This window comes from Vibrio sp. RM-69-4, assembly GCF_024743775.1.
Lineage (GTDB): Bacteria > Pseudomonadota > Gammaproteobacteria > Enterobacterales > Vibrionaceae > Vibrio > Vibrio anguillarum.
Genome location: NZ_JAMQXI010000036.1, coordinates 289,922 through 307,008, shown reverse-complemented (window position 1 = coordinate 307,008; position 17,087 = coordinate 289,922). Strand labels below are relative to the sequence as shown.

Sequence of the window (17,087 nt, the reverse complement as noted above, 5' to 3'; positions counted from 1 at the left end):
CGTACTGTGAGTCACTATGGTGACTCAGTAGAGGGTAATATGTCGATGTAATGGGTGAATCGATGTGGTAGATATGACAGTAATAATACTAACCAGACAGACATTAACGACACTTAATTCCGTTAACATTTATCCCTTTCTAGACACACCGGAATTGAATCATATTTAACAATTACGCAAAATTTTAGAAACACTCAGCCTTGCATGGCAAAAAGCAAATTTGACTTACTATCAAATTAAAGGACAAGAAATGAGAGAAAAAAGAAGGGAGGATACCGTTGTGTTTAGAAGCAGTTTGCATCGCGGATAGTAATTTTCTTCGCGACCCAAGTAACAATGTCGTTGTACTTCCATCGAGGAATGTCTTTCGAGACACACGGAGGAAAATCTCCAGCTTTAATCATTCGATACAAGGTATCTTTGTTAAAGCCAATCATGTTCAGCAACGTTTTCCGGTCAACCAACTTCATTGAATTTTCAAGATTCGGTGACGTTGTCATACCTTCATGCCAAACACCATCAACCCAGGCTTGTACTTCTTCCACTATCCATGCAGAAGCACGTTTACCAATGTGAATTTGCCTTGGGAACTTCCCCTCTCCAATCAATAAGTATAAATGAGCTCGGCTAATGCCTGTCAGCTCCGATAGCTCTTTACGTCTGATAAGTTGCATGATGTGAATCCTTTGGTTATTTAGTTCACATCAAAGGCAAGCGCCGTTAATTTTTGCAGTTTCACCACCAATGCATAAATCAGCACATTTCCGTTCATGCATTTATGATTCCCATCTTCGAAAAACGTGATATCCTCATTTATAAAAATCACAAACCACGAATCAAAATAAATTTCATGCCTTGTATGAAAACCTATGTCTGCAAGATTTTTTCTTGCAAATTCTTGCGCTATAAATGGTAGTAAATAAGCAAAAATCCACCTTAAACCCTCCAAAAAACCAGTTAATAACCACCAAGCCAATATGAGCATAATTATGCCAAACAGACGATTTAAAAGATTCTTAAAATCATCCGAAGAACACCTTCGTTTTTATGTCCTATATCTTTCACATTTGAACGATGACAAGGTAAATAACGACTTTCGAAACATATCTCTTTACGATGTAAAAGAGTTACAACATAACTTTATTGAGTTAGTTGCGCTCCATATTGACTGCCATGTAGATCAGTTAGAATCAGGTGAATTACTACGGTATGAAGAGGACGACCTGAATGATTTGCTAAATGAGTTAATTGAAACAGACAAAAGTTACTTGATAACTCAAGAGCATACTGACTGGTTACAAAGTGATAGGGAGGTGTACTTTTTGATTTCTATGCTCAAGATAATGCGCGTCTCAAGAATCTGTTTACCCCAACTTCGTAACGAAAGCCAAAGTATGGGGGAACTGTTTTGGCCACAGCTAAATGATAAAGACAACCAAGAGAAAGCACAGAAAAGGAAAAGAGAGGCTGAAGAGGAGGTTCTTAATAGATTAAGAAAGAAATATGGTGGGCTCCATAGTCATGAAGCATCCGAATCTGATGGTCTTTATTCAGAATTAGAATTAATTCCGCTAAGCAAGTCGTTTTTTGATGAGGATATTTTTAACAAAAAAGTTGAAGAGATTTTACAAAAAGACAAACAGGATAAGGAAAAAAAATTTCTGGAACGACTCGAAAGCAAGCCTTTAACTAGGACTCTAGAAGCACTTAACTCGATATGTAACTTGTGCCCTACTTCTGAAGGAAAGACTGCAATAATGGTAATTAATCATCTGCATTTAAACTGTTTCACAAAGCAAATGAGTTTAGCGACAGCACAAAACCTTCTATATACAATTAGAAACTTATTCATTAAAGCCAATACCAAGGTACCATTACTAACTTGGGATATGTTAAGGACAAACAATAAAAACCTAATCAATCTGACTTACAATCGATTAGAAGCACAATACGCAATCTCTCGGCTATTTCTTCCTTCACAAGATACCGTCATTCAGAAAAAATGTATTGTATCGACTCTAGACTTACTATCTGTGACAACAAATAATTTTGACCATCGTGTAAAGCTTTTGAAAGATAAGTTTTCAGCAGATAAAAGAGATAGTAAAGACTACTCGTTGGAATTAAATGACAAACAATGGGAGATGCTAGTTGATCTTGCTGGTGGTGATACAAAGTCGAAAGTAAATCGGACTTTGAACAAGATACTCAAAGATGCGTACAAAAACAGATTCCACGAAAAGTAATACCAAACGGTGCTTATAATTACAGCAATTGACTTTAGGTACACAGATAGGTACATTTGCCTTAAACCTAAGCTATCCCAATATAGGCTTAGGCCAAGCAGGACATAGTATCTATCTGTTTGGGTTTTGCCCCTGCAGGGGGAGCCAAATTCCAGAAAAAAGACGTCCTAGGACGTCTTTTTTTGTATCTAAATCTAGCTATTTCAAGGAATTGTATTCTCTTAACGTCTTTTCCTGACTCGTTAATCAATATAATTGCCCTTCATCCAAAGCAGAAGAAACCCAAACGAGAGGAGCATTCCAATTAATCGTGATCTCATTAAACGACCATGCATTGATGTTATCTCTATAACAGGTTTGGCCAACACACTGCCCCTTCAATGTCGAAGCGACTGGATCACTGTAACTCACTGAGTTGGGTCCACCCACTAGTGCGCCAGGTGCTGGAGCTGGTGACTTTTCATCCGCAGCATGTGCCCAAAAACGGTGATGTGGACTTTTAGCCGCATTGGTGCCGTAACCTGTAATATAAGACAGGCTCATTGGGTTCGCGCCTAGTAAGTAATCCATCGCATTTGCAGCCGCTTTTACATACTTAATATCGCCGGTGAAATCATTCGCATAGATTAAGAAGATAGCTCTGTTTACAAAACTCGAGTTCGATCCCCACGGATACTCTTCTACCGTGTAAGGAATATGATAACCCTCGTTATTAATCTGGCCCACAAAGTTATCAGAGGTTGCGATTAAGTTTTTCCTTGCAACTTTAATTTGATCCTCACCCAATCCATTAGGCACAACAGCCAAGCTTATTGTTGCTAAAGGTGCTGTGTACCCCCAGAACATTTCGCCATCTGCTTCAATGTTACCTTTTGGTGTCTCTAGATAATGAGGAGAAGCTTTCAGTGCTTTAAGGTACTTGCTGTCACCTGTGGTGATATAAAGTTCACTTGCAGCCCAGTAGAACTCGTCTGAAATCTCTTTATCATCATATGGGCCCGACCCTGTGAAGTTATCATAGGCAAGAATATGAGGATTTTTGCTCGCGGCTTCCCAAGCCTCTTGCGCCGCATTCAAACAGTTTTTTGAGAACGCAGGATCAATCTCTTTCCAAATTCGCGCACATTGAGCACCAATTGCTGACAAGTTCAACGTAGCCGCAGTGGTTGGATAACCCACATATCGCTTTTGGGTGTCCATATGAGGTGGCAGTGGCATACCTGTCCAAGCTTCATCAGCAACTTTATGGAAAGCCATACCTTTTGCGTCAATCTTAGTCAGTTTAAGTGTTTTGTCTTCAGACTGGTCACCAACAGGAGCCGCTACAGGTTGGTCACTATGGATCTGCATTGCCAATATAAATTCGATATTCCAACGAGCCTCAGACAACAAAGGATTAACGCCATTTCCAGCTTCTGGAATTTTCACTTTCCCTTCTGCAAAAGGAATTGGTGCGTTATCTAGCCATTTACCTCTTTCAAACAGGTTCAAAAGGGTCCAAGTCGAGATACCGCTGTTAACCGTATACTTACCATGGTCGCCAGCGTCATACCAACCGCCAGTTACATCGACAGAAAAATCACAGCCTGGCCATTTATTACCCCAGCTGTCCGTCTTATTAAAACAGGTAACCACATCGCTCATATGCCCGCCGGGACGCGCTAGATCGTCACGCTGTACCAGAGCCTTATCAATCTCAATACCACTACGGTTTTGGTAGAAGTAAGACAATGCATCGTACTTCAACTGATTGTAGATATCTTTGCTAATGCTAAATGGCAAGCTCTCGTCTTCACCGACTTTTACTTTCAAGCCACTCATATCTGATCTGTAGTTCGATAGGTCAATACGGTGAATAAACTCGCCTGATGCCTTATTAAGACCAAAGATTTCCGTTTTACCTAAATCGACATTGATATTGCTGTTGTTTGTTAGCACCCACTTTAAGGGCTCTTTAGATTCATTCGCGACAAATACAAACTTATCTGCTTGAGGAAGGTAACCGACTTGGTTAGCACGAACAGAATTTATCTTCAGCTCTTCAATGTATTTCTCACCGACGACTGAAACATTGCTAACGCATACGGTTCCCTTTTTCTGGGCGCCCATTTGAAACTGGAACTCAGTTTTAGCATCGCTTTCAACATCATGGCTGAACTTAAACTTATAGCTCTTCTTCTTCAGTGAGACTTTTGTATCATCCACAAAATAGTTGGTATAAGGAGGACCTTCATGCTGAATAAGCGTTCTCATTTGAGTATCAACGGTTGCATAAGCATCAAATGAAACTTCATAATCTGCTTTGTTTGCCAACCCCATCCCGCCCTGTCCTAAAATCACATTCCAAGGATTCTCTCCTGGACTTCTAATCTCAAGACATGCTTCGCCATTTTTGATTTTTACATCTGCACCAGCATTCCACCAACCATCCATGTTCCCGTTAAATTTGCCGTTCTTAATTTGCTCATTTGCATAAGCAGAACACGATGAAAGAATGAGTATTGTTGCCAATGATAGTTTGAACTTATGCATATTTACTCCTAGACATATAAATTACAACACCATTGAAATTAAGCGATTTTCATGGCTAATAAGTAGATGTCTGAGCACAAAAGAACCGTTCTAAAAACACCTATTTCTCTCTTCGTGATACTGCTAGCACTTACCTCTAGGTTAATGAATCTGTTTCAAGGAAATCTCATCGATAAATTGACTTGTTTCCTAGCGAATAATTATATCAATCGGAGGTAAACTAACTTTATAGCCTTTACAACATGCTCTTGAGCCCGGCTAACTATCTAGACCTTTGATGTGAACAATATTAGTATGACCGAGTTGTAAGAAAATATAACCACCAAGAACGTTACCAACGTTATATAAGAGGCTATTTTCTCCTTCCGAGATATAATTTATCCGGTTTTAACGAAGGTTCATGATTTTTTCAAATTTGAAAAAATCATCTTCATTTGAATCTATACCATCCTCTATACCATTAACTTCATAATTTTTTTCCGGATGAAATTTATTATAAAACTCAACAATATGAAAGCCACACTTATTGATATAGAAGTTGATGTTCCTTTTTTCAAAATAAGGCGTAACGGTTGTCCAAACCTTAGTTTCTGGATACGCCACTTCAATGGCTCTCCATGATTTCTGCCCTAAACCTTTATTATGACTTTCGGGATAAATAAAAAACAGGTCGAGACTGTTATATTGGGTATCCGTATTAATATTCAGCACCACACCACCCACTCTCTCCTCGCCGAGTACGATATGATTTATTACGGCACCCTTGGCGTTAAAAGAGCCAAATATATCTTCATCGGAAGGTATCGGCTCACTGTAAGATGGGCCAAACTGTTCGATTAACGCATTGGTAAAAGTCTGCTGTAACTTAGTTTTAAATTCAGGCAGCTCGTCACTTTTCACTTTAGTGAGTTTTATAATTTCATTTTTCATTTTTAAAATAACGCTCTTGAATACTCATCACGAACACGAAGAAAACAGGTACAAAGTAAATGGCAAGTAATGTAGCGCTAACCATTCCACCGAACACACCGGTTCCGATAGCTCGTTGAGTCTCTGCACTAGCGCCTGAAGCCAGCATCAGTGGTACAACACCAAGACCAAATGCCAGAGAGGTCATCAAGATAGGTCTTAATCGCAACTTCGCCGCTTGAACGGCTGACTGAACCAATCCGTTGCCTTGCTCTCTTAACTGTTTGGCAAACTCTACAATTAGAATTGCGTTTTTCGCCGAAAGACCAATTATGGTGATCATGCCGACTTTGAAGAAAACGTCGTTTGGCATGTCACGAACCACAATAGCGAGTACCGCACCTAACAATCCCAAGGGCACGACCAACATCACCGATAAAGGAATAGCCCAACTCTCATAAAGTGCCGCAAGCACTAAGAAAACGACTAGCATCGACAGTGCCATTAACATCGGTGCTTGTTTCGCTGAGTGAAGCTCTTGTAATGCCTGCCCTGTCCATGCAATGGTAAAGCCTGACGGAAGTTGCTTAGCCATTTGTTCTATTTCAGCCATCGCATCTCCGCTGGCAACGCCCGCAGCTGCACTACCAGAAATTCGAACCGCAGGATAACCTTGGAAGCGAATAAACTGCGGAGCTGACTCAGACCAAATAGGCGTCACAATTTCTGATAGCGGAACCATTCCACCATTAATATTTCGCACATAGAGCTTGAGCACATCCTCAATCTGCATCCTTGATGAAGCATCTGCTTGCATAATGACTTGCTGCATTCTGCCTTCATTAGGAAAGTCGTTGATGTATAGTGATCCAATCGCAGTTGATAGCGTCTCACTAATACTCGTGAATGAAACACCTAACACCTCAGCTTTCTGGCGATCAATATCTAAATGAATACTTGTACCCGCAGGAAGCCCATCAGAATAGACATCGCTAAGTGATTTACTATTTTTTGCCAACTCTAACATCTTCGTCTCAACGGCTTTTAATGCCTCGTATCCCTGATTTCCGCGATCTTGCAAGAAAAACGTAATATCAGAGCTCGTACCTAGCTCTTCAATAGAAGGAGGCAGCATGTGCATAACCGTGCCTTCTTTAACGTCCGCCATCGCCTCCTCAGCAAGTTTTAACTCGTCCAGTGTTGAGGTGTCGTTGCGTGATTCCCAATCTTTCAACGTGGTAAAACTCTGCGCTGTATTAGTACCTGAACCGGAAAATCCAAAACCAATCACTGTCATTGTTGACTCAATTGCTGGACGGCTTAACGCATGCTGTTCAAATTTTTTCACAACATCCAACGTACGCACTGTGGTTGCATCTGCTGGAAGCTGAATATTGGTAATAAAATATCCTTGGTCTTCTTCTGGCAAAAACGATGACGGCAGCTGCCTATACACTAGAACCAAAATCGCGCACAGAAACACAAAGCCAAGCATCATTCGTCCTTTGCGATTCACTAACACGTTGACCTGAGATTCATACCGATTGTTCATTCGGTTAAAGCCACGATTAAACCATTTCGCAAATCTTGTTTGCTCATGGTGATTAGCATTAACCGGCTTTAGCAACGTGGCACAAAGCGCCGGTGTTAGTGTTAGAGCCAAAAATGCTGAGAACAGAATTGATACTGCCATCGATAAGGTAAACTGCTTATAAATGGCGCCAACCGAATCACTGGCAAATGCCATCGGGATGAAAACTGCCGTTAACACAAGTGTGATGCCTATAATGGCGCCAGTAATCTCTTTCATCGCCTTAGATGTCGCTTCTTTCGGAGATAAGCCTTTTTCCGACATCAAGCGCTCCACGTTTTCGACAACGACAATCGCATCATCGACGATAATACCTATCGCCAGAACCATACCGAACATCGTTAACACGTTGATCGAAAAACCGGTTAACAACATGACGGTGAACGTCCCCAACAAGGCTATCGGTGCTACGATGGCTGGAATCAAGGTGTAACGAATATTCTGTAAAAACAGAAACATAACAAAAAACACCAGCACCATAGCTTCAACTAAGGTATGAATAACCTTATTGATTGAAACTTTAACGAAAGGTGCTGTATTAAATGGAATTGAATAGGTCATACCAGAAGGTAGACTTTGACTCAACTCCGCCAAACGCTTTTGTACCGCATCTGCAGTTTTAACAGCATTCGCTCCTGGGGTAAGCTGAATAGCCGCAGCCGTCGCTGTTTTACCATTTTCACGATTCAAATAACCATAGGATTGAGAACCGATTTCAACACGCGCAACGTCACTTAGGACGACTTTCGAGCCGTTGTTATTTGCGCGAAGAATGATATTAGAAAATTCTTTAACACTGGTTAACTGGCCTTGAACGGTCAATGGAACCGTTACTCGTTGCCCTAAAACCGTCGGTGCAGCACCGATACTTCCGGGTGCGATTTGTGTATTTTGCGAAGTGATAGCCTGACTAACATCATTCATTGTTAAACCCAATGAATTGAGCTTACTCGGGTCAACCCAGATCCTCATTGCCTTCTCAGCACCAAATGACTGAACACGCCCTACACCTTCAATACGGCGCAATTCATCTACGATGTTACGAGCCAAATAGTCGTTCAATGCGATTTCATCAAAGCGGTTATCATCAGATTTCAACCCGACAATCATCAAAAAGTTGGATGTAGCAGATTCTACAGACAAGCCGCTTTGACGCACCACCTGCGGTAAACGAGATTCAACCGCTTTCAGTTGGTTTTGAACGTCAACTTGCGCCATATCAGAGTCTGTTCCCGGCTTAAATGTAACCGTAATAGACGCAGAACCGGAGTTGTCAGCAGACGACTCGAAATACATTAAGTTCTTAACGTTCGACAGCTCACCCTCAATAAGACTAAGTACACCATCATTCATTTCCTTCGGACTGGCTCCCGGATACGTCGCCATAATACTGACCGTTGGAGGCGCCACAGACGGGTAACGAGAAATAGGTAACTTCGGAATCGAAATACATCCAAACAAAATAATGAAAAGAGCAATAACCCAAGCAAATACGGGGCGATGAATAAAAAACTGAGACATAAAAAACCACTCTAACCTTAATCAGTTTGTCGCAGATGTTAAAAGAACCTCAGGTTCTTCCCATTTGCGTTGGTCTACGAGAACGCCGCTCTCAAGCCTTTCCTTGCCCTCGACTACGATATTTTCTCCTTCATGAACGCCCGATTTCACGCGGTACTGACCATCGATCAATTCTCCGAGCTTTACAGGTTTTAAATGTGCATATCCTTCCTGATCAATACTCCAAAGATGAGGAGCACCTGCAAGATGCATAACCGCCTGTTGCGGAACCATTAACGCGTGGTTATAACTCGAATGAAGTACTTTGGTTTTTACGAACATCCCCGGTAATAAACAGCGTTGAGAGTTATCTACGAGCACGCGCAGCAAAACATCGCCAGTGCTTACGTCAATATTGATACCAGAAAACAGGATTTGGCCTTTGACTGGATAAGGGGTGCCGTTACTGCGTAAAATTTTAATTTTTGTTCCATCAACACCAGGTTCACCATCTGCATTTGCTGCTAAATCTTCACGAATAGCTTCTAATGAAGACGCAGGTCGACGAATATCAACAAAGACTTGATCGACCTGTTGGATACGCGCCATCGGTACTGCATCCGTACTGCTGACTAATGCACCCTCGGTCACCAAGGTTTGCTCTATCAGTCCAGATATCGGTGCGGTCACATTTGCAAACTTCAGATCAAGCATACGACGAGTGAGAGTCGCTTTAGCGACCGCAACATCAGCAACAGCTTGATCTCGGAGCAAAACCACATCGTCATAGTCTTGACGACTGATAGAATCTTTTTTTACCAAAGGTTTTAATCGTAACTCTTTTTCCAGAGCACGTTGATAAGTCACCTGCGCTCTCTGTAAGTTTGCTTTGGCAGTATCAACTTCCGCTTCAAATGGCGCAGGATCAATCTGGAATAACGACTGGCCAGCTTTCACTTCAGCACCTTGTTTGAACAAACGATGTTGTACTATCCCAACCACTTGTGGGCGAATCTCTGCAACGCGCACGGCCAACACTCTTCCGGGAAGCTCTTCATAAACATCTAAATGTTGTGGTTGTATTGTTATCGTTGAAACTAAAGGCAAAGACTCTTTTAGTCCGACTTCACTTTCATCTTTATTGGATTGATTACAGCCAACTAAAAAGAAAAGTACCAATATATGTAAGCTACTAGATACACATATATTTATCTTTTTCACTGAGGTATCCTCTGAACAAATCAAAGCGGACTATCCGCTGTCGATAGTTGTTGAGTCTAATACCTGTGTGTGGAGGTCCCGCTGAGTGAATGTGGAGATTTGATGGAGATGAACAATTTGTACGTTGAGGGGCAGAAATTTGCTGCAGATTCAGGCCCAGATTCAGGAACCGGGTCTTATCGTCAGGCGTTAATTCTGATCGCTGAGGATGAATTTGAAATTGTCGATATACTCTCCGCTTATCTAACGCGCAGCAATATGCGTACGATTCACGCTGCAGATGGTCAAAGAACACTAGAACTTCATTCATCCATGAAGCCAGATCTTATACTGCTTGATATCCAGATGCCTAAAATGGATGGATGGAAAGTGTTGTCGGAACTTCGTCAGAAAAGTAACACCCCTGTCATCATGCTTACCGCAATGGACCAAGATTTAGATAAATTGATGGCACTCAGAATCGGAGCTGATGATTACGTCGTTAAGCCGTTTAATCCGGCAGAAGTCGTCGCGAGAGTCCAAGCCGTTCTAAGACGCACCTTAGAAGTTAATCAACCTCACAACAAAAATATACTGCGAGCCGAACCGTTTGAAGTCGATTTAGAGAGTCACGAAATCGCTGTTCATGTGGATGGAGAACGTCATACTCTACTGCTAACCTTAACTGAGTTTAAATTGTTGACTCACTTCATTCGTTCACCCAAGCGAGTGTTTAGCCGAACAGAACTATTAAGTACGTGCCTACCTGAGGGTGACACGCTGGAACGAACGATCGACAGCCACATCAGCAAAATCCGCAAAAAACTTGAAGCCTACGGTATTCAAGGCGTTCCGGCTGGTGTTCGTGGTGTCGGTTACCGTTTTAAGGGCGACCAATGAAATTAAGTGGTTTGAGCCGTCAGATTGCATTCTCAATGATAAAAATCGCAATCGGTTCAGCATTACTTGCCACAATGGGCTCGTTTATTTTTTACTATCTTTGGGATAAATATTGGCCCAATTATATACCGAGTGAAGATGCTCTCACTCCTTCTTGGCCAGAATGGGTTTGGCTCGCACTAACCTGCGTTATTGTCATTCTGCTAGCCGTCAAACTTGCTACTAAGTTATCCCAACGCATTTTGGAACCGCTAAGTGCTGTTGCGCAAGGAATGCGAAAAATCGCTGAAGGCGACTTACATTTCCGCGCTAACGTTGCAGACCGTTCATTAGGTGAAGCCGCTTTATTAGTAGACGATTTCAACCTCTTAGCGGATAAACTTCAACGAATGACAGAAGAGCACGCCTTTTGGAATGCAGCGATCGCCCATGAACTCAGAACCCCGGTGACAATTTTACGGGGCCGATTACAAGGGTTAGCAGAAGGTGTCTTTACTCCAGATAAAAACCAGTTCACTAAACTATTAGTACAAATTGAAGGGTTATCTCGATTAATAGAAGATCTGCGTGTTATTAGCTTAATGAATAGTGATGAATTAAGAATAAATAGAAAAGAAACCAACTTAGCGACAGAAATAAAATTACTTACTGATTTGTCGGTAAATATGCTGAATGAAGCAAATCAACATGTAGAACTTAATGTAACCACACAATCTGTCTTTTGTGACCCAACGAGAATAAGACAAGCTTTGTTGGCTATACTGGAAAATGCGAGTAAATATGCTCTTCCGGGTGCAATAACTATCTCTACTCAGCTTAAAGATGGCTTTTGCCATTTAAGTGTGGAAGATTCTGGCCCGGGAGTTTCACCTGATTTAATTCCGCATATTTTTACAGCATTTCGCAGCGCTAAGGACACCCCAAAAAGCGGCAGCGGATTAGGATTGGCCGTTGTTGCTGCTATTGCCACAGCACATGAAGGAAGCGTTAGTTGTCGTATAGGCAATAAAGGCGGAACGATTATTGAACTCTGTTGGCCAACTTAATCAAAACCACGAGAACTATGAAATCCACCATAAGCCTAAGTATTCATTAATTTTTCACATCAAAGTGATTCAATAACAAAATGGAGAGACCGGTTCGCCACACATGAATCAATAACGTCGAAAGCCTATATACAGGGTGATCAGAACCATATTTACATATTGACAATTGTACAAATGTTTCACACTATCGGAAATAATTAATGATAATAATTATCATTACGTCATAATGTTTATGCGGATAGTGCCCATGAAATCTCTACATAATGTGATGAACGTTTCATCAATCACCCCTTTACCCAATCTCTACCTTCTAGACCAATCATCAGAAACCGATAATCAACGATCAATGGCCGTTCACCAACACCGCCAAGACATTCAAAATATCTTGGCGGGTCGTGACTCAAGGATGTTGGTGATTATTGGGCCATGTTCAATCCACGACCCTGAGGCTGCAATTGACTATGCACAACGACTCGCAAAGGCACAAAAACAGTTCAGCAGCACTCTCAAGTTGGTGATGAGAACTTATTTTGAAAAACCGAGAACGCGGACTGGCTGGAAAGGATACATGGTTGACCCTGATCTCAACGGTCAATTTAACTTACTCAAAGGGCTAAGCTCTAGCCGTGAATTACTCAAGTCAGTCTTAGCGCTAGGTGTACCAACAGCGACTGAGTTTTTAGATACGCATATCGCTCCGTATATCGCGGACCTTATTTGTTGGGGTGCGGTTGGCGCAAGAACCACTGAATCACAACCGCATCGCCAACTCGCGTCGGCATTGCACTGCCCTATTGGCTTTAAAAATGGTACTGACGGCAATACGACAATTGCAATCGATGCGATTCATGCCGCTAACGATTCACATCTGTTGATTATGGCGGGTGAGAATGGACAACCGGTTGCGGTGCAAACTCAAGGTAATCCATATTGCCATATCATTTTACGTGGTGGTGTCACGCCAAACTATGCAAGTCACAGTGTTAAAAGTGCGGCTTATCAATTACACCATAGCCAGCTCAGCGGTAGGCTAGTAATTGACTGCAGCCACGGCAATAGCGGAAAAATCGCTAAGAATCAATTGGATGTAATAAATAACATTGCCCAGCAACTGCTGTCTGGAGAGCGCCACATTGCGGGGGTAATGTGCGAAAGCTTTTTGCAAGGCGGTAGCCAAGCTTTGGATAAAGGCCCGCTCTGCTACGGTCAATCGATCACTGATGAGTGCTTAAGTTGGGAGGATACAATGTGCTTTTTAAATACGCTCGATGATGCGGTCGCAACACTTCAACAGCAGCAATATTGTCACGCTCCAGTGTAAACGACCACTAAGGTGAAGCTCCCGTTTGCTTCACCTTGCCTATCGTCAGTGGCCTTCACCTAATTATCGAGCGTAGCGCCGCCATCCACTCTCAAATCATGCATGGTGATTTGACTTGCTGCATTCGACATCAAAAACATAACAACCCCAGCAATGTCTTCGGGCTCCGCCATTTTGCCAAGGGGTATCCCCAAACGGTACTGTTCAAGATTACCTTTTATCACTTCTCTTTCACCATATTCGCTGTTCCATAACTGCGTTTGCATTTCGGTGCGTGTTGAGCCTGGGCTAACGATATTGCATCGAATTCCATCGTTTGCAAGCTCAAGAGCTGCGCACTTGACCAACATATGCAAAGCCGATTTAGATGCCGCATATGCTCCAATATTGAGCCGAGGCGTATTCGCTGAATTAGAGCCAATCACAATAACATTGCCACGCTGGCGCACTTTCATTCCTATCGCAACCCCTTTCAAAGCGGCTAAGGTGCCAAACGTATTGACATCAAACATCGCTTTGATCTCTGACATCGATAATTCGGTTATTGAACCAAGGTGCAATATGCCCGCGCAGCTGATGAAATGATCAAACTGATAGCGCTCATTCAGTTCTTGTACCCTTTTTTTTACGTCGTCATGATGCTGTAAATCAAGCTCATAGCAATGAAGCTGCTCGGTATAGCGCTCGTTCAAACTCGCTAATTGCTGAGTTAATTGGGGGTGATTTCTATCCGTCGCTACAACTCGATAACCGCTCGCCAGTAAAGATTCCAATACCGCATAACCAATCCCCTGTCCGGCTCCAGTCAATAAAACCGTTTCGTCTAATTTCATCATTTTCCTAACTTTACTCCGTTAAATCCACACTAAACCATAGCCATAACTGAATCTCAGCCTTAGTTAATAACATTAATTATCATTTGTTATTGATAATTATTATCATATATAATCTACGTACTTTAGTGGTTTGTAAAATAATAAGCAATTAGGCGTAACACGTTATTAATGGAGTTTTGGTGATGAAACGTGAAGTTATTGGGTTTTCAAAAATGGCTAATCAGCTATTGGATGAGCACTTAAAAGAATCTCCCTTCTTTTTTGCTTCGCCTCACAACACCATGCTTGGCGTGGGAATTTCTCATCAGTTCAATCAGGCGGTGCCATTCTGTGAGCTGGCGGATCAAGCAACCAAGATGCTAGAAGCAGCAAAAACAGATGAGTACGACAATCCTATTTTATTTGCGACGATTCCTTTTAATGAAGAGACGGCGACGCGTTTCTTTATTCCAGAAAAGCTCTATGTTTCTGGCAGCCCACGGGCTAGTGAAAAAGAAGGGCAGCAGAGCCACAAAGCGACCATTGTTTCACCACCAACGGGCGACGACTACAAACAAGGAGTCACAACCTTACTTGAGCTGTTTAATACCACCGAACTATCAAAAGTGGTGCTATCACGTTTAGTGAAACTCTCGACTCCGCAACACATCGATCAAACTCGTTTATTGCGTAATCTGTTGTCTATCAATCGCAATGGCTACACTTTTTCTACTGAAATTGGCCCTAACGCCAAGTTAATGGGAGCCAGTCCCGAGTTGTTGTTGGCGAAGAAAGGTGGGTTTATCGTTTCTAACCCCCTAGCGGGCTCGCGGCCTAAATCAAACAACGCGGTGCAAAACCAACAGCGCTCCGCTTCATTACTTGATACGCAAAAAGATCTGAATGAACATGCCTTCGTCGTCGAGGAAGTCGAGAAAGTACTCAGCCGCTACTGCCATAACTTATTTACCCCTATGGTCCCATCAGTGATTGAAACCGAAACGATGCTGCATTTATCAACAGTGCTTGAAGGACAAGCCGATGATCCGATGATTAACTCGCTACGCATTGCAGCAGAGTTACACCCCACACCCGCGGTGTGTGGTTATCCAAGATTATCGGCTTATCAAGCGATTAAGCAGATCGAAACCTTCGACCGCGGCTACTTCACTGGCATGATCGGTTGGTGCGATGCTCGGGGGAATGGCGAGTGGGTTGTCACGATACGCTGCGCTGAAGTGAGCCAAAATGAGATGAGTGTGTTCGCTGGAGCTGGCATTGTGAATGAATCCTCACCGCAGAGTGAACTCGATGAAACAGGGGCAAAAATGAGCACCATTTTGAAAGCCGCTGGTATTGAAATTGATGAATTACTTACCGCCTAAGGAGTGGTCATGAATAATCTTAACCCGACCGATTTTACCCCTTGGCCTGAGCAATTCAGCCAGCGCTATCGTGAGCAAGGCTACTGGCAACAAAGAACCTTATTTGATTACTTCAGTGATTCCGTCAAAAAAAGCCCTGACGCCATCGCACTGATTGATGATTTCGGCCAGTACAGCTATCAAAATTTATATCAGAAAATGATCAGCCTTGCGGCTGGCTTGAGCTCCCTAGGTTTGCAGCGGGGTGATAATGTCGTACTACAAATGGCCAATCGTGCTGAATTCTATCTCTGCTTTTTTGCCTTGACCATGCGAGGCATTAAACCGGTTCTAGCTCTGCCAGCACACCGCTATCTAGAGCTGAGCTATTTTTGCCAACATACTCACGCCAAAGCCTATATTTTTTCAGACGATATCGTGGGCTTTGACGCGCAGCAAACCGCGCAGAAACTACGAAGTAGTTGCCCTTCTCTCTTGCATACCATTGTTTGCGGTCAATCCTCACACGAGCAAATTCAGGAATTAGATACGCTTTACCACTGCGTGGAAGAAGATCCTGTTACTGATTCGGTCTTTGCTGATCAAGTGGCTTTTTTCCAGCTTTCCGGCGGAACAACTGGCACTCCCAAATTGATCCCTCGTACGCACAATGACTACGCTTATAGCGTACTTGGTAGTATTCAAATTTGTCAGTTTGATCCACAAACGAGGTATTTGTGTGTTCTTCCCGTTGCGCATAACTTTCCACTCAGCTCGCCCGGCGCATTGGGCGTCTTTTACGCTGGCGGTTGTGTCGTGCTCGCTTCCGATACCACACCGCACACCGCTTTCCGTTTAATTGAGAAGCACCACATTACTGTCGCAGCACTAGTGCCGCCGTTAGCGCTACTGTGGATGAAATACGCCGAGTCCGCTACAGAAAACATCGAGAGCCTCACTCTGGTACAAGTCGGCGGAGCGAAGTTTAGTGAGGCCGCAGCAATGCGCTTACCGACGACTCTTCACTGTCAATTACAGCAAGTGTTTGGAATGGCTGAAGGGTTGGTTAATTACACACGACTTGATGACCCACTCAGCGTGATTGTTACTACTCAAGGACGCCCAATTTCAACTGATGATGAAGTGATGATAATCAACGATGAGGGTGAGCCCGCTGCGGTGGGTGAGGAAGGCTTACTCATGACTAGAGGCCCTTATACGATTCGAGGCTATTACCGAGCTCCAGAACATAACCAACGCTCATTCACCGACCAAGGCTTCTATATCACAGGTGACAGAGTGCGTAGGACGGCTGAAGGCAATATTATCGTCACGGGACGAGAGAAAGATCAGATCAATCGTGGTGGTGAAAAAATCGCAGCCGAAGAGGTTGAAAACCTGCTACTTCAACATCAGGATGTTCATGATGTGGCTTTGGTTGCTATTGCTGATGAGTTTCTTGGTGAACGCAGTTGCGCCATTGTCGTTCCAGATAACGGTAAAACGCTCAAACCCATTACTCTCAAACGATTTTTACACGCTCAAGGATTAGCAGAATTTAAGATCCCTGATCACATCCATTTCGTCGATGAATTACCCAAAACCCCTGTGGGCAAAGTCAACAAAAAATGGTTAAGAACGCAATACTCTCACTAATCATGGC

General features: G+C 42.8%; 13 protein-coding genes. 6 read left to right on the top strand and 7 right to left on the bottom strand.

Translation table 11 applies throughout. The features are described 5' to 3' along the window. Positions 1-284: 284 nt before the first annotated feature. On the bottom strand, positions 285-674 hold the full coding sequence (locus NB504_RS05650; protein ID WP_017043716.1) for an AlpA family transcriptional regulator: 390 nt from the start codon (positions 672-674) through the stop codon (positions 285-287). A 20-nt stretch (positions 675-694) separates the two neighbouring features. Beyond that, complete coding sequence (locus NB504_RS05645) at positions 695-985, bottom strand: hypothetical protein (protein ID WP_258428447.1); 291 nt, start codon at positions 983-985, stop codon at positions 695-697. Between the two features lie 4 nt (positions 986-989). Here NB504_RS05645 and NB504_RS05640 point away from each other — a divergent pair, with 4 nt between their 5' ends. Next, the gene (locus NB504_RS05640; RefSeq protein ID WP_258428446.1) at positions 990-2,246 is read left to right on the top strand and encodes a hypothetical protein; all 1,257 of its coding nucleotides are present in this window, start codon (positions 990-992) and stop codon (positions 2,244-2,246) included. A 246-nt stretch (positions 2,247-2,492) separates the two neighbouring features. Here NB504_RS05640 and NB504_RS05635 read toward each other — a convergent pair whose 3' ends face one another. The 4 genes from NB504_RS05635 to NB504_RS05620 all read right to left on the bottom strand — a co-directional run bounded on the left by NB504_RS05635 (position 2,493) and on the right by NB504_RS05620 (position 9,999). Next, positions 2,493-4,778, bottom strand: a complete 2,286-nt coding sequence (locus NB504_RS05635) for a glycoside hydrolase family 9 protein (RefSeq protein ID WP_258428445.1) — start codon at positions 4,776-4,778, stop codon at positions 2,493-2,495. Positions 4,779-5,165: 387 nt separating this feature from the next. After that, on the bottom strand, positions 5,166-5,708 hold the full coding sequence (locus NB504_RS05630; RefSeq protein WP_094165728.1) for a GNAT family N-acetyltransferase: 543 nt from the start codon (positions 5,706-5,708) through the stop codon (positions 5,166-5,168). Next, positions 5,698-8,799, bottom strand: coding sequence for an efflux RND transporter permease subunit (locus NB504_RS05625; RefSeq protein ID WP_258428443.1), 3,102 nt, complete (start codon positions 8,797-8,799; stop codon positions 5,698-5,700). Before NB504_RS05625 ends, NB504_RS05630 begins: the two co-directional genes overlap by 11 nt. 21 nt (positions 8,800-8,820) lie before the next feature. Beyond that, positions 8,821-9,999: an efflux RND transporter periplasmic adaptor subunit gene (locus NB504_RS05620; protein ID WP_234828680.1), complete on the bottom strand. Its 1,179-nt coding sequence runs from the start codon at positions 9,997-9,999 to the stop codon at positions 8,821-8,823. Positions 10,000-10,101: 102 nt separating this feature from the next. Between NB504_RS05620 and NB504_RS05615 the strand changes: the two genes are divergently transcribed. The 3 genes from NB504_RS05615 to NB504_RS05605 all read left to right on the top strand — a co-directional run bounded on the left by NB504_RS05615 (position 10,102) and on the right by NB504_RS05605 (position 13,245). After that, positions 10,102-10,878, top strand: a complete 777-nt coding sequence (locus tag NB504_RS05615) for a response regulator (protein WP_017045624.1) — start codon at positions 10,102-10,104, stop codon at positions 10,876-10,878. Then, on the top strand, positions 10,875-11,924 hold the full coding sequence (locus NB504_RS05610; protein WP_258428442.1) for an ATP-binding protein: 1,050 nt from the start codon (positions 10,875-10,877) through the stop codon (positions 11,922-11,924). The genes NB504_RS05615 and NB504_RS05610 overlap by 4 nt, the downstream gene beginning before the upstream one ends. Before the next feature lie 247 nt (positions 11,925-12,171). Next, a complete protein-coding gene (locus NB504_RS05605; RefSeq protein ID WP_258428441.1) occupies positions 12,172-13,245 on the top strand; it encodes a 3-deoxy-7-phosphoheptulonate synthase in 1,074 nt (357 codons plus the stop codon). A 59-nt stretch (positions 13,246-13,304) separates the two neighbouring features. On the opposite strand, the gene NB504_RS05600 is transcribed toward NB504_RS05605, so the two are convergent. Then, positions 13,305-14,081: a 2,3-dihydro-2,3-dihydroxybenzoate dehydrogenase gene (locus NB504_RS05600; RefSeq protein WP_258428440.1), complete on the bottom strand. Its 777-nt coding sequence runs from the start codon at positions 14,079-14,081 to the stop codon at positions 13,305-13,307. 176 nt (positions 14,082-14,257) lie between these two features. Here NB504_RS05600 and NB504_RS05595 point away from each other — a divergent pair, with 176 nt between their 5' ends. Continuing rightward, positions 14,258-15,445 (top strand): isochorismate synthase, encoded by a 1,188-nt coding sequence (locus tag NB504_RS05595; protein WP_258428439.1) that lies wholly within the window; start codon positions 14,258-14,260, stop codon positions 15,443-15,445. A gap of 3 nt (positions 15,446-15,448) precedes the next feature. After that, positions 15,449-17,080 carry a 2,3-dihydroxybenzoate-AMP ligase VabE gene (gene vabE, locus NB504_RS05590; protein ID WP_258428438.1) on the top strand — a complete coding sequence of 544 codons (1,632 nt, stop codon included), beginning with the start codon at positions 15,449-15,451 and terminating at the stop codon, positions 17,078-17,080. Positions 17,081-17,087: the final 7 nt, after the last annotated feature.

Bases quoted from the DNA above. Each gene is read 5' to 3' on its own strand.
- NB504_RS05605 (WP_258428441.1), top strand. From the start codon at position 12,172: ATGAAATCTCTACATAATGTGATGAACGTTTCATCAATCACCCCTTTA.
- NB504_RS05635 (WP_258428445.1), bottom strand. From the start codon at position 4,778: ATGCATAAGTTCAAACTATCATTGGCAACAATACTCATTCTTTCATCG.
- NB504_RS05630 (WP_094165728.1), bottom strand. From the start codon at position 5,708: ATGAAAAATGAAATTATAAAACTCACTAAAGTGAAAAGTGACGAGCTG.
- NB504_RS05645 (WP_258428447.1), bottom strand. From the start codon at position 985: ATGCTCATATTGGCTTGGTGGTTATTAACTGGTTTTTTGGAGGGTTTA.
- NB504_RS05650 (WP_017043716.1), bottom strand. From the start codon at position 674: ATGCAACTTATCAGACGTAAAGAGCTATCGGAGCTGACAGGCATTAGC.
- NB504_RS05615 (WP_017045624.1), top strand. From the start codon at position 10,102: ATGGAGATGAACAATTTGTACGTTGAGGGGCAGAAATTTGCTGCAGAT.
- NB504_RS05600 (WP_258428440.1), bottom strand. From the start codon at position 14,081: ATGATGAAATTAGACGAAACGGTTTTATTGACTGGAGCCGGACAGGGG.
- NB504_RS05610 (WP_258428442.1), top strand. From the start codon at position 10,875: ATGAAATTAAGTGGTTTGAGCCGTCAGATTGCATTCTCAATGATAAAA.
- NB504_RS05640 (WP_258428446.1), top strand. From the start codon at position 990: ATGCCAAACAGACGATTTAAAAGATTCTTAAAATCATCCGAAGAACAC.
- NB504_RS05625 (WP_258428443.1), bottom strand. From the start codon at position 8,799: ATGTCTCAGTTTTTTATTCATCGCCCCGTATTTGCTTGGGTTATTGCT.